Origin of the sequence: Roseovarius mucosus, from assembly GCF_002080415.1 — a bacterium.
Lineage (GTDB): Bacteria > Pseudomonadota > Alphaproteobacteria > Rhodobacterales > Rhodobacteraceae > Roseovarius > Roseovarius mucosus_A.
The window spans coordinates 1,875,583-1,890,446 of sequence record NZ_CP020474.1 but is presented as its reverse complement, the minus strand read 5'-3'; the positions used below and the strand labels follow the sequence as shown (position 1 = coordinate 1,890,446).

11 protein-coding genes are annotated in these 14,864 nt (G+C 62.6%); 4 read left to right on the top strand and 7 right to left on the bottom strand.

Annotation, left to right across the window (positions count from 1 at the left end; genetic code table 11):
• Positions 1-111 precede the first annotated feature (111 nt).
• Both ROSMUCSMR3_RS09070 and ccrA read left to right on the top strand, forming a co-directional pair.
• Complete coding sequence (locus tag ROSMUCSMR3_RS09070; protein ID WP_008281342.1) at positions 112-1,485, top strand: 1-acyl-sn-glycerol-3-phosphate acyltransferase; 1,374 nt, start codon at positions 112-114, stop codon at positions 1,483-1,485.
• A 135-nt stretch (positions 1,486-1,620) separates the two neighbouring features.
• The gene (ccrA, locus tag ROSMUCSMR3_RS09065; protein WP_081507122.1) at positions 1,621-2,907 is read left to right on the top strand and encodes a crotonyl-CoA carboxylase/reductase; all 1,287 of its coding nucleotides are present in this window, start codon (positions 1,621-1,623) and stop codon (positions 2,905-2,907) included.
• Positions 2,908-3,030: 123 nt separating this feature from the next.
• Here the strand turns inward: ccrA and yihA are convergent, their stop codons facing one another.
• The 7 genes from yihA to ROSMUCSMR3_RS09030 all read right to left on the bottom strand — a co-directional run bounded on the left by yihA (position 3,031) and on the right by ROSMUCSMR3_RS09030 (position 10,754).
• Positions 3,031-3,681 carry a ribosome biogenesis GTP-binding protein YihA/YsxC gene (gene yihA / locus ROSMUCSMR3_RS09060; RefSeq protein ID WP_008281345.1) on the bottom strand — a complete coding sequence of 217 codons (651 nt, stop codon included), beginning with the start codon at positions 3,679-3,681 and terminating at the stop codon, positions 3,031-3,033.
• A complete protein-coding gene (locus tag ROSMUCSMR3_RS09055) occupies positions 3,681-4,424 on the bottom strand; it encodes an MOSC domain-containing protein (RefSeq protein ID WP_081507121.1) in 744 nt (247 codons plus the stop codon). Before ROSMUCSMR3_RS09055 ends, yihA begins: the two co-directional genes overlap by 1 nt.
• Entirely contained in the window at positions 4,421-6,256 is a 1,836-nt protein-coding gene (yidC, locus tag ROSMUCSMR3_RS09050; RefSeq protein WP_008281347.1) for a membrane protein insertase YidC, read from the bottom strand. Before yidC ends, ROSMUCSMR3_RS09055 begins: the two co-directional genes overlap by 4 nt.
• A gap of 112 nt (positions 6,257-6,368) precedes the next feature.
• A complete protein-coding gene (locus ROSMUCSMR3_RS09045) occupies positions 6,369-7,886 on the bottom strand; it encodes a putative bifunctional diguanylate cyclase/phosphodiesterase (RefSeq protein WP_081507120.1) in 1,518 nt (505 codons plus the stop codon).
• 45 nt (positions 7,887-7,931) lie between these two features.
• Complete coding sequence (ttcA, locus tag ROSMUCSMR3_RS09040) at positions 7,932-8,801, bottom strand: tRNA 2-thiocytidine(32) synthetase TtcA (protein ID WP_081507119.1); 870 nt, start codon at positions 8,799-8,801, stop codon at positions 7,932-7,934.
• A gap of 229 nt (positions 8,802-9,030) precedes the next feature.
• Positions 9,031-9,720 (bottom strand): DUF3800 domain-containing protein, encoded by a 690-nt coding sequence (locus tag ROSMUCSMR3_RS09035; protein WP_081508586.1) that lies wholly within the window; start codon positions 9,718-9,720, stop codon positions 9,031-9,033.
• 158 nt (positions 9,721-9,878) lie between these two features.
• Positions 9,879-10,754: a LysR family transcriptional regulator gene (locus ROSMUCSMR3_RS09030; RefSeq protein WP_081507118.1), complete on the bottom strand. Its 876-nt coding sequence runs from the start codon at positions 10,752-10,754 to the stop codon at positions 9,879-9,881.
• Between the two features lie 99 nt (positions 10,755-10,853).
• Here ROSMUCSMR3_RS09030 and ROSMUCSMR3_RS09025 point away from each other — a divergent pair, with 99 nt between their 5' ends.
• Together ROSMUCSMR3_RS09025 and ROSMUCSMR3_RS09020 are read left to right on the top strand one after the other, a co-directional pair.
• Entirely contained in the window at positions 10,854-12,440 is a 1,587-nt protein-coding gene (locus ROSMUCSMR3_RS09025; protein ID WP_008281351.1) for an NADH-quinone oxidoreductase subunit L, read from the top strand.
• Complete coding sequence (locus tag ROSMUCSMR3_RS09020; protein WP_081507117.1) at positions 12,437-14,842, top strand: YbcC family protein; 2,406 nt, start codon at positions 12,437-12,439, stop codon at positions 14,840-14,842. The genes ROSMUCSMR3_RS09025 and ROSMUCSMR3_RS09020 overlap by 4 nt, the downstream gene beginning before the upstream one ends.
• The last annotated feature ends 22 nt before the right edge of the window (positions 14,843-14,864 follow it).

The following is a 14,864-nucleotide window of genomic DNA, read 5'->3' as shown; positions in this document are numbered from 1 at the left end:
ATTCGCTGCGTTGCGGCATGTGGGTGGGATGTTTTTTGGGGAGGTCCTCGGGTCGCGCCCGAGGATGATGTTGCCATTTACCAAAACCAAAAACCCTGATTTGGTGGCGCTATGGGACAGACCGTGGACATGCCGCTCTGGGCGTTAGTGTTGTTGGTGGGGTTTGCGGCCGTCACCTTTGCCAGTCATTTTCTTTTTCCGTCGGTGCGATGGTTTCTGCGGCGCAGGCTGGAGCGGGCGGTGGCGCGGCTGAACACGCGGTTGCAGCGCCCGATTGAGCCATTCAAGCTGGCACGGCGTTATGACATGATCCAGCGGTTGATCTATGATCCCGAAGTGAGCCGGGCGATTGCCGCCCATGCACAGGCCGAGGGCATCCCCGAAAACGTGGCGTTTGAGCAGGCCAAGCGCTATGCGCGTGAAATCGTTCCAAGCTTTTCCGCCACTGCCTATTTCGGCATTGCGATCAAGCTGGCGAAATGGCTGAGCCGGTCGCTGTATCGGGTGCGGTTGGGGCATTTCGACGAAGAGGCGCTGGCGGCGGTAGACCGCGAAGCGACGGTGGTTTTTGTGATGAACCACCGCAGCAATATGGATTATGTGCTGGTGACATGGCTGGCGGCAGAGCGGTCGGCGCTGAGCTATGCGGTGGGGGAATGGGCGCGGGTCTGGCCGCTGAGCCGGCTTATCAAGGCAATGGGAGCCTATTTCATCCGGCGCAAATCGCGCGGTGATCTTTATCGCCGGGTGCTGGCGCGCTATGTCGGGATGGCGACGGATGGGGGCGTGACACAGGCGATGTTTCCTGAGGGCGGGCTGAGCCTGACGGGGGGATTGCAGCCGCCCAAGCTGGGCCTCTTGAAATATATGGTGGAAGAGCGCAGCCCCGATGGGCGCGACGTGGTGTTTGTGCCGGTGGCGATCAATTATGACCGGGTCTTCGAGGATCGGTTGTTGGTGGCCGCAGCGGAAGCGGGCGGGCGGCGGTTTCCGGCGCGGATTTCTGTCGTGGCGGGATTCGTGCTCCGGCAGGTGTGGCTGCGGCTGCGGCGGCGCTATCACCGACATGGCTATGCGGCGGTGAGTTTTGGCGCGCCGATGTCTCTGGCGGAGTTTGAGCGCGACCATCCGGAGGCAGGGCTAAGGGGGTTGGCGCGGGCCCTGATGGCGCGGATCGGGGCGGAAGTGCCGGTGTTGCCGGTGCCCTTGGTGGCGCGGGCATTGATGCAGGCCGAGGGGCCGCTGACGCGAGACGCTCTTGATGCGGCGGTGGCAGAGATGCTGGGCGCGGTGCCGCGCGCGCATGTGCATCTGCCGCGCAAGGATTTGGGATATGCGGCGCGGTTCGGGATTCAGGTGCTGCGCGAGCGCGGGATGATTGAAGAGCGGCAGGGTGCCTTTGTGATCACCGAGGCAGAGCGGCCGGTGGTGGCCTATTATGCCGCCTCGATCGACCATCTATTTTGCGGGCGCAGCAGGGGATAGGTGGATTTTCTGCATCCGCTCGGTTATAAAATTACAAAAAATCACCAAATGCTATTGCATTATTACTTAGCCGTTTGTATTTCAGGGCAAGACGGACGATTCTGCATTGCGGCATTCTGAGACAGGAGGTTGACCATGGCCCTGGATACCAAGACGGGCATCGCGCCCTACGACGCCCCCGAAAAGGACCTGTATGAGGTAGGGGAAATGCCGCCCTTGGGCTATGTGCCCAAGAAAATGTACGCTTGGGCCATTCGCCGTGAGCGGCATGGCGAACCCGATGTGTCGTTTCAAAAAGAGGTGGTCGATGTCTGGGATATCGACAGCCAAGAGGTTCTGGTTCTGGTGATGGCGGCGGGCGTTAACTACAACGGTGTCTGGGCCGGTCTGGGCCAGCCGATCAGCCCCTTTGACGTGCATGGGCAGGATTATCACATCGCGGGGTCTGACGCCTCTGGGATCGTGTGGAAGGTGGGCGACAAGGTCAAGCGCTGGAAGGTTGGCGATGAGGTGGTGATCCACTGCAATCAGGACGACGGCGACGATGAGGATTGCAACGGTGGCGATCCGATGTTTTCGCCCACGCAGCGCATCTGGGGCTATGAGACCGGAGACGGGTCATTCGCGCAGTTCACCCGCGTGCAGGCGCAGCAATTGATGCCGCGACCCAAGCATCTGACATGGGAAGAGAGTGCCTGCTATACGCTGACGCTGGCCACCGCCTATCGGATGCTGTTCGGCCATGCGCCGCATGATCTCAAACCCGGTCAGAATGTTCTGGTTTGGGGCGCGTCGGGCGGTCTGGGGTCTTATGCGATCCAGCTGGCGAATACCGCCGGGGCCAACGCGATTGGCGTCATCTCGGACGAGAGCAAGCGGCAATTCGTGCTGGATCAGGGGGCCAAGGGCGTTATCAACCGCAAGGATTTCAACTGCTGGGGGCAACTGCCCAAGGTGAATTCGCCGGAGTATAACGAGTGGCTGAAAGAGGCGCGCAAGTTTGGCAAGGCGATCTGGGACATCACCGGCAAGGGTGTGAGCGTCGATATGGTGTTCGAGCATCCCGGCGAGGCGACATTCCCGGTGTCATCGCTGGTGTGTAAAAAGGGCGGCATGGTGGTGATCTGCGCCGGGACGAGCGGTTTCAACTGCACCTTTGACGTGCGCTATATGTGGATGCATCAAAAGCGTTTGCAGGGCAGTCACTTTGCGCATCTCAAGCAGGCGGCGGCGGCCAATAAGCTGATGGTCGAGCGGCGGCTTGATCCCTGTATGTCCGAGGTGTTCCCATGGGAAGAGATTCCGCAGGCGCATATCAAGATGCTGCGCAACGAGCATAAGCCGGGGAATATGGCGGTGTTGGTGCAGGCGCCACGCACCGGGCTGCGCACGGTGGAGGATGTGCTGGACGCCGGCCGGTAAGGCGCGTCTGGCAAAGGGAGGAGCGGCTCGCGGATCAGGAGGGGTTCGCGGGCCGATCTATTTTTAAGGGGTTGGGTGTGGCGCGGGAGAGGCCCCGGGGCGTGACCGAGTTAGGGGCGCGCCCTATTCCAGCGTGGCGATGGTGGCGCGCAGGGTGGCCAGCCCCTCGGATTTCTCGCTGGAGGTGAGGATCAGCTCGGGATAGGCCGCCGGATGCGGGGCAAGTTTGGCGCGCACCTGATCCAGCACGCGGTCGCGGTCGGCGGCGTTGATCTTATCCGTCTTGGTCAGAACGCATTGAAAGGTCACGGCGGAGGCGTCGAGGAGCGACATGATCTCTTCATCCACGGTTTTGATGCCGTGGCGCGCATCGACCAGCACAAAGGCGCGGCGCAGGGTTTGGCGACCTGACAGGTATTGCTTCAAGAGCGCCTGCCATTTTTGCACCACGGCGAGCGGCGCATTGGCATAGCCATAACCGGGAAGGTCGACGAGATAGTGGCTCTCGCCCAATGCGAAGAAGTTGATTTCCTGCGTGCGGCCGGGGGTGTTGGAGGCGCGCGCGAGCGCCTTGCGGCCTGTGAGCGCGTTGATCAGGCTGGATTTCCCAACATTGGAGCGCCCGGCAAAGCACACCTCGAGCCGGTCGGCGGGCGGCAGGCCGGACATGGCGACGACGCCTTTGACGAAATCAACCGGCCCGGCAAAGAGCTTGCGGCCCTGTTCGGAAATCTCGTGCTCAGGCTCTGGCGCGATGGGAAAACGCAGTTGCATCACAGCACCTCAAGCTGGTCGCCAAGGGCGATGGTGCCGCCGGTGATCACCTCGGCGTAAATGCCGAAATCCTGATGATCCCAGGTCTTGTTGAGGGCTGCCAGCGTGTCGAGGTCGCGCGCGCCGGTCGCGGGGTTGGCGGTGGTGGCCAAGCAGCGGCGGATCGGTTCACGCACGATCATTTCGGCGGTCCCGAGGCGCAGAGTTTTACCGATGAGGTCAAATTCGGCCCAAGGGGCAAGCCCGTCGAGATGGATGTTACAGCGCCAGCGTAGGGGTGACACATCGGCCCCCATCTTGTCTGCGAGGTCTGCGTTTGAGGCGAGGTTGAGCAGGCTCACCGACGGGTAGTCGGTATCGGTATAGCCGCGCCCATCAAGCCGGTAGAGGCGCAGGGGCTGCGTGCCCTCGGGCGGCATCAGGGGGCGCACCCAATCGAGAAACGCCTGCCCGTCGTGATCGGGATGAAAGGTCAGATCGGGGCGGTCGGGATGGGTGAGGGTGACGGTCTCAGCCGCCTCATCCAACTGCGCATTGATCGCCATGAGTGCGCCGGTCTTGGACCCGCGCGAAAAGTTGACGCAAGGCCCCCATTCGCCGTCCGTCAGCCGGGCGATTTCGAGGGCGACTGCCCAAAGACGGTCGCCGGGCATGGCCTGCCCGGCGGTCAGCGTGACGGTGCTCAGCGCTTCGCGCCCGTGGCTCTTGATCGGATGCCGCCAGAGGGCGCGAACCTCTGTCATTTTTTCTTGGGTGTTGTTTTGGGCGTGGATTCGGCCGCGGGTTTCTCTCGTTTGAAGCCCGAGGTGATATTGCCGAACACATCCGGTTTATAGCCTTGGCTGCGCATGATCATGTATTGCTGCGAGAAGGTGATCACGTTGTTGGCGATCCAGTAGATCACGAGGCCCGAGGCAAAGCTGCCCAGCATGAACATGAAGACCCAAGGCATCCAGGCAAAGATCATCTTTTGCGTGGGGTCGGTGGGTGACGGGTTCAGTTTCTGCTGCAACCACATCGAGATGCCCAAAGCCAAGGGCAGGATGCCAATGAAGATCAGCGCCATGATCGAGCCCGGTTCCGGCGCGGCCCAAGGCAGCACGCCCCAGAGGTTGAAGAGCGACGAAGGATCGGGAGCCGAGAGATCCTTGATCCAGCCGACCCAAGGCGCGTGGCGCAATTCGAGCGTGACGAAGATCACCTTGTAGAGCGAGAAGAAGATGGGAATTTGCAGCAGGATCGGCAGACAGCCCGCCGCCGGATTGACCTTTTCCCGCTTGTAGAGCTCCATCATTTCTTTCTGGAGTTTCTGGCGGTCATCGCCAGCGGTCTCTTTGATCTTCTCCATCTGCGGCTGGAGGTCTTTCATCTTGGCCATGGAGACGTAGGATTTATAGGCCAAGGGCAGCACAAGCGCCTTGATCAGCAGCGTCAGCGCGATGATCGCCCAGCCCATGTTGCCAATCAGGGCATTGAGCCAATGCAGCACCGCAAAGATCGGTTTGGTCAGGAAGAAGAACCAGCCCCAGTCAATGGAATCGAGAAAGCGGTCAACGCCCTGTTCGTTCTGATAGTGCCGGATCGTCGCCCATTCCTTGGCCCCGGCAAAGAGGCGGGTTTCGGCGCTTGCGGTCTGGCCTGGCTCGACCGTTTGGGTCGGTTGCACGGCTTCGGTCTGATAGATGCCGCGTTGCGGATCGAACTTGGCCACCGCCTTGAACGAGCTGCCCGCTGCGGGGATGAGGGTGGTCATCCAGTAGTGATCCGTAAAGCCGATCCAGCCATTCTCGGTCACTTGGGTGACTTCGGCGGGCGCACCTTCGCGGGCGTTGAACGGGTATTCCTCGACATCGTCATAGTCGATTTCCGACAGGGTGCCATCCGCCATCATGATCAACCCCTCGTGGAGGATGAAGAAGTTCTTGAGGTCGGCGGGGCGGCCATGACGTGCAAGGATACCGTAAGGGGCAAGGCTGACGGCGGTTGCCCCGGTATTCTCGACCGACTGGCGGACGGAGAACATGAAATCCTCGTCGACGCTGAGTTCGCGGCGGAAGATGAGGCCTGCGCCATTGTCCCACGAGAGGGTGACGGGCGTGCTTGTCGTCAGCTTTTCGCCGCTCTCGACCTGCCAGAGCGTGTTCGCGCCGGGCACTTGATCGGGGGTCAGGCCAGCGCCGGGGGCCCAGCCATAAAGGGCGTAATAGGGTGTTTCGTTGCCGACAGGGGCCATCAGGCGCACGATCTCTGACGCGGGGTCGATCGTTTCGCGGTAATTCTTGAGGAAGATGTCGTCGATCCGGCCGCCTTGCAGGGAAATCGTGCCCTTCAGGCTGGGCGTGTCGATGGTAAGGCGCGGCGCGTCCGGCTCTGCCACGGGGGCTGCGGTTGTGGCGGTGGTCGCCTCTGCGCCGCCCGTGGCCGAGGGGGTGGGCAGGCTCTCGGTTGCCGTGGGTACGGCGGCGTTGGGATCGACCGGGGCGGGTTCGGGTGGTGGGAACATCACGAACCACACTAGAATCACGACGAAACTAAGTGCTGTTGCCAAGATAAGGTTCTTGTTCTGATCATCCATCGCCGATGGCCATCCCTGTATTACATGTCAGGGCGGTTCAACAGAGTGCGGCGGCAAAGGTCAAGGGGATTCCGGGGATTTTACCCCAAGGCGCGGGGATTCATCGCAGGGTTCAGCCCTTGGCGCGGGCGATCCGGGGCACGGGGCCGAGTTTGGCGCGATGCGCCGCGATCCAGTCGGGCGTTGCCGCGAGGGGCATGGGGCGGGCGATGCCAAAGCCCTGCACATGGGCGCAGCCCAGTTGCGCGAGCATGGCAAGTTCGCCCGCTGTTTCGACCCCTTCGGCAAGTGTGGCGAGGCCAAGACGGTCAGCCATCGACAGGATGGCCCCCACCATGCGCTGTTGGTCCGGGTCGCGGTCAATGGCGGTGACATAGGACCGGTCGATCTTGAGCCGGTGGACGGCAAAGCGGCGGATCGTGGCGAGCGAGGCGTGGCCGGTGCCATAATCGTCAAGGTCAATGGGGCAGCCCATGCGCGCCAGTGCCGCGATATTGCGGGTGATGACATCGTCGGCAGAGATGGCGACCACGGTTTCCAGCACTTCGATCACCAGCCGATGGGCGGGCAGGTCGCAGCGATCCAGCTCCCAGGCGAATTTCTCGGGCAGGGTGGGATTGCGCAATTCCTCGGGAGAGAGGTTGAGGCCGACGCAGGGTATATCGAGGCCGAGGTGATCCCATGTTTGCAGGGCGCGGAGCGCATTGGCGAGCATGGCATCGCCCAGCACCTCCATCCGGCCGGAGGCGGCGAGCAGCGGCAGGAATTCCGCAGGCGCGATCAAGCCTGCTGTGGGGTGCTGCCAACGTGCAAGCGCCTCGAACCCGGTGATTTGGCCGGTATCGGTGCAAATCTGCGGCTGGAACCATGTGATTAGCCGCCCCTCTTGCAGGGCTGTTGTTACCTCTTGTGCAAGTGCGCGCGGCGGAGGCGTAGGTGCGGCCATGCCGCGGCCATAGGCGCGGATCGCCGCAGGCCCGTGGCGCTGCGCCTCATGCAGGGCGGTGTGGCAGGCGTCATAAAGGGCTGTGGCGGTGCGCGCGGGGGCCTGTGCATCAAGACAAAGGCCCAGCGAGGCCGAGATATGCAGCGTGGTGGCATCGAGCGCGATAGGCTCTGCCAGTGCCGCGCGCAGCCGCTCGGCCAAGGCCAGAAGCGGGCCCAGCGTGAGGCCGGGCTTGGGCGCCAAGAGCACCCCAAGCCGCCCGTCGCCAAGATCGAAAAGCTGGTCCGCGGGCCGCAGCATGCGCGCGAGGCGTTCAAGGCTTTGAAGGATCACACGGTCGGCGGCGGCAAGGCCGTGGCGATGCGTCAGCGTCTCGAATTCGTCGATCTGAAGAAGCAGGCAGGCGGTGCGTGTGCCCCCCTGCCGCGTGTTGGAGAGGCTATCGGCGATGGCGGCGCGCAGGGGCGCGCTGCGCGCGGCCTCATCCGTCAGGGGTGGGGTTTGGCGGCGGTCCGATAGGGCAAGCGCCAGAAGGGTGAGCGGTAGCGCCAAAAGCAGGGCCGCAAGCCCGAACCAGTGGGTTGCCAGACCCGCCGCCGCGATCAGCGCCAGCGATTGCGGCCAATGGCGCGCGCGCAGCCGTGCCGCAATCCCTGCAATCCGTTCTTGTCCTGCTGTGACCATCAACCCTTGTCCCGCAATCTGGCGATGAGCCTAGCGCGGTGGGGGTTAACGGAGTTTGGGCAAGCCTTCGGGATTTGCGTCGGATTTTATCGATTCGGTGGTCAGGCCCGCGAAATCGAACAATTTCGGATCAAGCAGATGCGAGGGCCGCGCGTTCATCAGCGCGCGGAACATGACCTGACGGCGGCCGGGGCTGCGCGCTTCCCAGCTGTCGAGGATTTGTTTGACCTGCTGGCGTTGCAGCCCATCCTGAGACCCGCAAAGGTCACAGGGGATGATCGGGTAATTCATGGCGCGGGCGAACCGCTCGCAATCCTCTTCGGCGACATGCGCAAGCGGGCGGTAGAGGAACAAATCGCCCTCTTCGTTCACCAGCTTGGGCGGCATGGTGGCGAGCCGCCCACCGTGAAAGAGGTTCATGAAGAAGGTTTCGAGAATGTCATCGCGGTGATGGCCGAGCACGACCGCTGTGCAGCCCTCTTCGCGGGCGATGCGGTAGAGATTGCCCCGGCGCAGGCGTGAACAGAGCGCGCAATAGGTGCGCCCGGCAGGCACCTTGTCCATGACGATGGAATAGGTGTCCTGATATTCGATGCGGTGGGGCACCTGCATACGGCTGAGAAAATCCGGCAGGACGGTGGCCGGGAAACCGGGCTGGCCCTGATCGAGATTGCAGGCCAACAGCTCTATCGGCAAAAGGCCGCGCCATTTGAGTTCGTAGAGCACGGCGAGCAGGGTGTAGCTATCCTTGCCACCCGAGAGGCACACGAGCCATTTGCCGCCCGGCGCGATCATGCCATATTGCTCGATCGCCTCGCGGGTAAGGCGCACGATCCGTTTGCGCAGCTTTTTGAATTCGGTGCTGCTGGGCGCGCCGTGGAATAGCGGATGGATCTCTTCGGACTCGTCTAGCATGGGCTGGCTTTAGGGGTTTTGTGGGGGGCAGGCAAGGGTTTGGGATTGCATCCGTGCGTTGTCATATGACTTGGGCAGTTTCAAGCATACCTTGGACACAGGACGCCTCTTAACTTGATATTAATTGCTTGGTGTATATATTGCATTCAAAGGTTCCCCTCCGATGACAAGAACCCAAGGGGTTCTCCTTCGGGTAGTCGGAGGGGTCATATTATCAAAAAATATGACATCAATAATAGTTTCTTTGACCGCTTTTAAAAATGTCGAACTCGCTGCGTATTTGAGATTGGATTGTCGCATACGATGTGTCGTCACCGTGTTCCCATTTGCGGTAAATGGCCCAGTTGAAGTAATCGGCGATTTGCAAGCCGTAGTGGGATCGAGATGAATGATGCATCATCCGATACGGGACGCCTTTCGGTAACATGTCGGCCAGAGTAGTTTTGATACCCTTTTCGATTGCATTACGCTTTTTAGCGACAGGCAGGTTGTCTGTTATCACAACAACTTCACCGACACCTTGAGACGCCTTTTCGAGTGCGTATCGAAGCAGATACCCCAACATCTTTGGGTAGAATTTCTCTGGCGGCTGCAAAGCTGGGCCTGTTTTGCGTTTCTCAACTATCACTGAGTCAACTGAAGCGCTTGGAACGGAAGCGTGTAGCATGGTGAAAATCTTGCCCCGTACGTATCGGTTGTCGTCTGCACAATGAAAGAACTCCATCTCGATACGCGGCATTATTCTGTGCTCGATAAGATCGTATTTGTAACTGTCCAACTCTGTGTGGAGCGTGAAAGGCCGGTAGAGGCTGACACATGAGAGCGTGAAAAACTTTGATCCCGATGGCGAGAAGTCAAAGTTCCCGCCTTCATCAAGAAAAATATACAACGTCGGCAAGGCGGAGCATGGAACTAACATCGTGGACTGTCGCTTTGAGGGTTTCCCCTTCAATCGCACAACCTTTTCGTGAAATCCAGAATTCAAGGGATGGGTAGCAACAATCTGTAGTGTCTGAGCGTCAGGAGTAAAAAGTGCTGGTACCGTTTTCTTTTCAAGAAAACAGGTAAGCACCCACCTCAAAGCGCGCGGTCGAAGAGTTGCGCGAGGAGGGGGTTGGGGAATCTGCGTTTGGCGGTGACGGCGTGGAAATGTTCGGTGAGGCCGACGCTATGGGCGGCCTCTTGCAGGAGGCCCGATTCCAGTTCGTTCTTGACCACGATGGGGGGCAGCACCGCAAGGCCGATATCTTCGCGCGCGAGAAGGCGCATCATGGCCATGTCATCGACTTCGGCGGCGAGCACCGGGCGGATCGAGAGCCGCGCGCAGAGCGCGTCGAACCCGGCGCGCACCGGAGACTCGAGCGTGGGCACGATGATCGGATTGGCGCTTAGCAAAGCGGCAAGGCTGTCTGCGGCCTCGATCCGGGCGGGGGTGCCGATCACGCTGACGGGCTGCTGCGCCACGGGATGCACGATGAAGCTGGTGAGCGCATCGGCGCTGGGGGCCACATTCGTGAGCACGACATCGAGGCTGAGCGCCTCTAGCCCCTGGAGCAATTCGATAGAGGTGCCGGAGCGCAGGACAAGTTCGATCTGAGGCTGGCCCAAGAGCGGGCGCAGGAATTCGATCTGGAAATTGCGCGACAGTGTGGCGAGTGCCCCCACGCGCAGCACTTGTTGCGCATGACCGGTCTGGCGCAGCGTCGCGATCAGCTCTTGCCCTGCGCCAAAGATGGTTTCGGCATAGTCGAGCGTGATGCGCCCCGCCTCGGTCAGGTGCAATTGGCGATTGCGCCGCTCGAACACAGGCTGGCCCAGACGATCCTCGAGCTTGCGGATCTGCACCGAGAGAGCGGATTGCGAGAGGTTGAGCCGGGCCGCGGTGCGGGTGAGGTTGCCGTCGCGGGCGACCTCCCAGAAATAGCGCAGATGGTTGTAGTTCATTTCGCTCATATCGTTCTGTTTAGAAGAATGATTTGTTTGGAACAATGAATTTTTATTATGATCGGGTTTTGCCTATCACCGGGAGAGCCATTTGCCCCCGGAGGTTACATGCCGATCCATCTTTTGCCCCTGCTTGCGCCTGTCGTTCTGATCGTTGCCGCAGTGCTGATCCCTGCACAGCGGACTATCACCCCGCGCCGCGCCGCGTGGCTGGCGGAAGGGGCTGGCCTTGTGGCGCTACTAGTGGCGCTGACGATGCCGGTGATCCTGATGGTCACAGGGGCGGGCGATGGGGCCGCGCCCGGCGTGCTGGGCCATGTGATCGCCGTGCGGGTGGATGTGGTCAGCGCCGTGATGCTGATGCTGGTGGCCTTTATCGGCTGGGTCGTGGCGCGGTATGCGCGCACCTATCTGGATGGCGAGGCGGGGCAGGCCCGCTTTGCCCTGTGGCTTTTGGCGACGCTGGCCGCGGTGCAGATCCTTGTGCTGTCGGGCACGGTGGTGCAGTTCGTGGGGGCGTGGATCGCCACCAGCCTCTGTCTGCATCGTTTGCTGCTGTTTTACCCCGAGCGGATCGGGGCGCAGCGCGCGGCCTATAAGAAATTTGTGACTGCGCGGCTGGGGGATGCGGCGCTGATCGGTGCGGCGCTGCTGCTGGTTGCGGCCTATGGAACCACGCAGATCGCGGGTATCCTGAGCGCCGCGCGGTTGGGTGAAGGCGGCGCGCTGGCAGCGGCGGCGGCGGGGTTCTTGGCGCTGGCCGCGCTGCTGAAATCGGCGCAATTCCCGAGCCACGGCTGGCTGACCGAGGTGATGGAGGCGCCCACGCCGGTCTCGGCCCTGCTGCATGCCGGGGTGGTGAATGGCGGCGGGTTTTTGTTGATCCGGTTTGCCGATGTCCTGCTGTTGTCGCCGCTGGTGCTGGCGGTGCTGGTGGGGATCGGCGGGTTTACCGCGCTTTTTGGCGGGGTGGTGATGCTGACGCAACCGACGGTCAAGGTCTCGTTGGCGTGGTCCACGGTGTCGCAGATGGGGTTCATGATCCTGCAATGTGGTCTGGCGCTCTTTCCGCTCGCCCTGCTGCATATCGTGGCGCATTCGCTGTATAAGGCGCATGCGTTCCTGTCGGCGGGCGGCGCTATTGAGCGGGTGGCGGCGCAGCGGCGGCCGGGGCCGGTGGCGGTGCCGGGGCTGCGCTCTGTCGCGCGGGCCTTTGGGTTGGCGATCACGATTTATGGGTTGGTTTATCTTGCCTCGGGCGCGCTGATCGGGTTTGGCGCGAAATCGCCGCAGGCGGTGGCGCTGGGCGCGATCCTGATCTTTGGTGTGGCCTATCTTTTGGCGCAGGGGTTGGCGGATGCGGCCCCGCGCGCGCTGACACGGCGCACGGCGCAGATGTCGGTGCTGGCGACGGTGGCGTATCTTGCGCTGCAACGGGGTGCGGAATGGCTGACCGCTGGTGTCTTGCCGCCTGCGCCTGTGGCGGGGCCGCTGGAATGGGCGCTGATCCTGTTGGCGCTGGTCAGTTTCGGCGCGGTGGCGGTGGCGCAATCGACCCTGCCGCTCTGGGCGCATCATCCGGCGGCGCAGGGGCTGCGGGTGCATATCACCAACGGATTTTACATCAATGCCGTCGAGGACCGCCTGTTGCGGGTCTGGTCGCGGCCACGGGCGCGCAAGGGAGCGGCATCATGAAGAGCGAAACGCATGCCGGGTTTACCGGCCCCCATCTGGAACTGATTGCCCTGTCGGAGAAGGTGAGCCGCGTTATTCCGCCGCTCTGGCCGTTGGAGGCGACCGTTGCGGTCAATCCCTTCCTTGGGCACACGGGGCAGAGTTTGGCGCAGGTATCGGCCAAGCTGGGCCGGATCGCGGGCCTGCGGGTGACGATGCCGAATGCCTGGTATCGCGCGCGGATTGCCGAGGGGCGGATCACTGCGGCTGACCTTGAGGCGGCGCTGGCGGAGGCCCCTGCGGGTGCGCCCGCGACGGTGGCTGCGTTGAAGGCGGCGGCGGAGGCGGAGCAAGAGACGCCCGAGGCATTGCCCACCCTCGCGCATCTGGCGCAGGAGGTGTCGGGCGTGGACTGGCCGGGCCTGATCGAGGCGCGCATTGGCGCGTGGGCAGCAGGTTATTTCGATGCGGGTCAAGCGCTCTGGCAGGTGACGGCGGGGCGCGGGGCCTATGAAAGCTGGCAGATTTTTGCCAGCCGGGACCTGACGCCGGAAATCTCGGGTTTGACCGGGTTTGCGGCGCGCGTTGCAGCACAGCCGGGACGCGCGCGGGTGGCGTTGTCACTGGCCTGCGACGCCTTGGGTTTGGAGGCGGGCGCGGCGGAGAGCTATTTTCACCAGCTTTTGCTAGGGCTTGGGGGCTGGTCCCAGCTGGCGCGGCAACGGTTGTGGCAAGCCGAGATGGACGGGCAGGCAGAGCCGATTACGACGGATCTTTTGACGATCCGGCTGGTTTGGGAAGCGGCGCTCTTCGCGCAATATGGCGATCAGATTGCGGCGCGTTGGGCGGATATACGCGCCACCCATGCGACGCCGGCATGCGCGACACCGGCGCAGCTGGCCGCTTGTGTGCTGCAAGAGGCCGCAGAGCGGGCGGCGCAGCGCGATTTGGCCGAGGTGCTGGAGGCGGAGGTGCCCGAGAAGGTGCAGGCGCGCCCCATGCTTCAGGCGGCGTTCTGTATCGACGTGCGGTCCGAGGTGTTTCGGCGCGCGCTGGAAAGCCTGTATCCCGGCATTCAAACCCTTGGCTTTGCCGGGTTCTTTGGCTTGGCGCATGGGCATCGCAATTTTGCTTCGGATGTGATCGAGGCGCGGTTGCCAGTGTTGCTGGCACCGAAGCTGTCGAGCACGGCCACAGCCCCGAGCGCGGCGGGTGCCGATCAGGCTGCACGGTTCGGGGCGCGGGCGGCGCGGGCCTGGGGGCGGTTCAAGCTGGCGGCGGTGTCGTCCTTTGCCTTTGTCGAGGCGACCGGGCCGGTCTATCTGGGCAAACTCTTGCGGGATGCTTTGGGACAGGCCCCGCGCCACAACATCCCCCCCGCGCCGCAGTTCAGTGCCGAATTTACCCTGACCGAGCGGATTGCCACGGCTGCGGCCATTCTGCGGGCGATGTCGCTGACCGGGGATTTTGCGCCTCTGGTGCTGTTGGTGGGGCATGGGGCGCGTGTGGTGAACAACCCGCATGCCAGCGCGTTGCACTGCGGGGCCTGTGGTGGCTATCCCGGCGATGCCAATGCGCGGCTTTTGGCGGGGCTGCTGAATGAGGCGGAGGTGCGTGCCGGGCTGATCGCGGAAGGGATCGACATTCCCCATGATACGGTTTTTGTCGCGGGGATGCATGATACGACCACGGATGCGGTGACGCTCTATGCGCAAGATCCCGGTTGTGCCGTGATCCCGGCCCTGTTGGAGCGCGCGCAGATGGTTTTGCAAGAGGCGGGGGCACTGGCGCGGACGGAGCGTGCGCTGCGCCTGCCGCGTGCGGGCAAGGGGGGCGATATTGGCGCACGCAGCACCGATTGGGCCGAAACCCGGCCCGAATGGGGGCTGGCGGGGTGCAACGCCTTTGTTGCGGCACCGCGCGACCGGACGCGGGGCAAGCCGTTGGGGGGGCGGGCCTTTCTGCACGACTATGACTGGCGGCAAGACGACGGCTTTGGCGTGCTGGAATTGATCCTGACCGCGCCGGTCGTTGTCGCAAGCTGGATCAGCCTGCAATATTATGGATCGGTGGTCGCGCCCGAGGTGTTCGGCGCGGGCAACAAGCTGTTGCATAATGTGACCGGCGGGGTTGGCGTGGTCGAGGGGAATGGTGGCACCCTGCGGGTGGGGCTGCCGTGGCAGTCAGTGCATGACGGGGCGGAGTTCATGCATGAACCGCTGCGCCTGACGGCATGTGTTGCAGCCCCGGCAGAGGCGGTGACGGGTATTCTGGCGCGGCATCCCGATCTGCGTGCGCTGTTTGACAATCGGTGGCTGCATCTGATGTTGCTGGATGATGCGGGACGGATCGTGCAGCGCTATCGGGGCGGGTTGGAGTGGCAGGGCTGCCGCGAGGAACGGGGCATTCGCGCGGCGGCCTGAGGCCAGCCGGGGGAAAAGATTG

Bases quoted from the DNA above. Each gene is read 5' to 3' on its own strand.
- ROSMUCSMR3_RS09070 (WP_008281342.1), top strand. From the start codon at position 112: ATGGGACAGACCGTGGACATGCCGCTCTGGGCGTTAGTGTTGTTGGTG.
- ccrA (WP_081507122.1), top strand. From the start codon at position 1,621: ATGGCCCTGGATACCAAGACGGGCATCGCGCCCTACGACGCCCCCGAA.
- yihA (WP_008281345.1), bottom strand. From the start codon at position 3,681: ATGCAACTGCGTTTTCCCATCGCGCCAGAGCCTGAGCACGAGATTTCC.
- ROSMUCSMR3_RS09055 (WP_081507121.1), bottom strand. From the start codon at position 4,424: ATGACAGAGGTTCGCGCCCTCTGGCGGCATCCGATCAAGAGCCACGGG.
- yidC (WP_008281347.1), bottom strand. From the start codon at position 6,256: ATGGATGATCAGAACAAGAACCTTATCTTGGCAACAGCACTTAGTTTC.
- ROSMUCSMR3_RS09045 (WP_081507120.1), bottom strand. From the start codon at position 7,886: ATGGTCACAGCAGGACAAGAACGGATTGCAGGGATTGCGGCACGGCTG.
- ttcA (WP_081507119.1), bottom strand. From the start codon at position 8,801: ATGCTAGACGAGTCCGAAGAGATCCATCCGCTATTCCACGGCGCGCCC.
- ROSMUCSMR3_RS09035 (WP_081508586.1), bottom strand. From the start codon at position 9,720: ATGTTAGTTCCATGCTCCGCCTTGCCGACGTTGTATATTTTTCTTGAT.
- ROSMUCSMR3_RS09030 (WP_081507118.1), bottom strand. From the start codon at position 10,754: ATGAGCGAAATGAACTACAACCATCTGCGCTATTTCTGGGAGGTCGCC.
- ROSMUCSMR3_RS09025 (WP_008281351.1), top strand. From the start codon at position 10,854: ATGCCGATCCATCTTTTGCCCCTGCTTGCGCCTGTCGTTCTGATCGTT.
- ROSMUCSMR3_RS09020 (WP_081507117.1), top strand. From the start codon at position 12,437: ATGAAGAGCGAAACGCATGCCGGGTTTACCGGCCCCCATCTGGAACTG.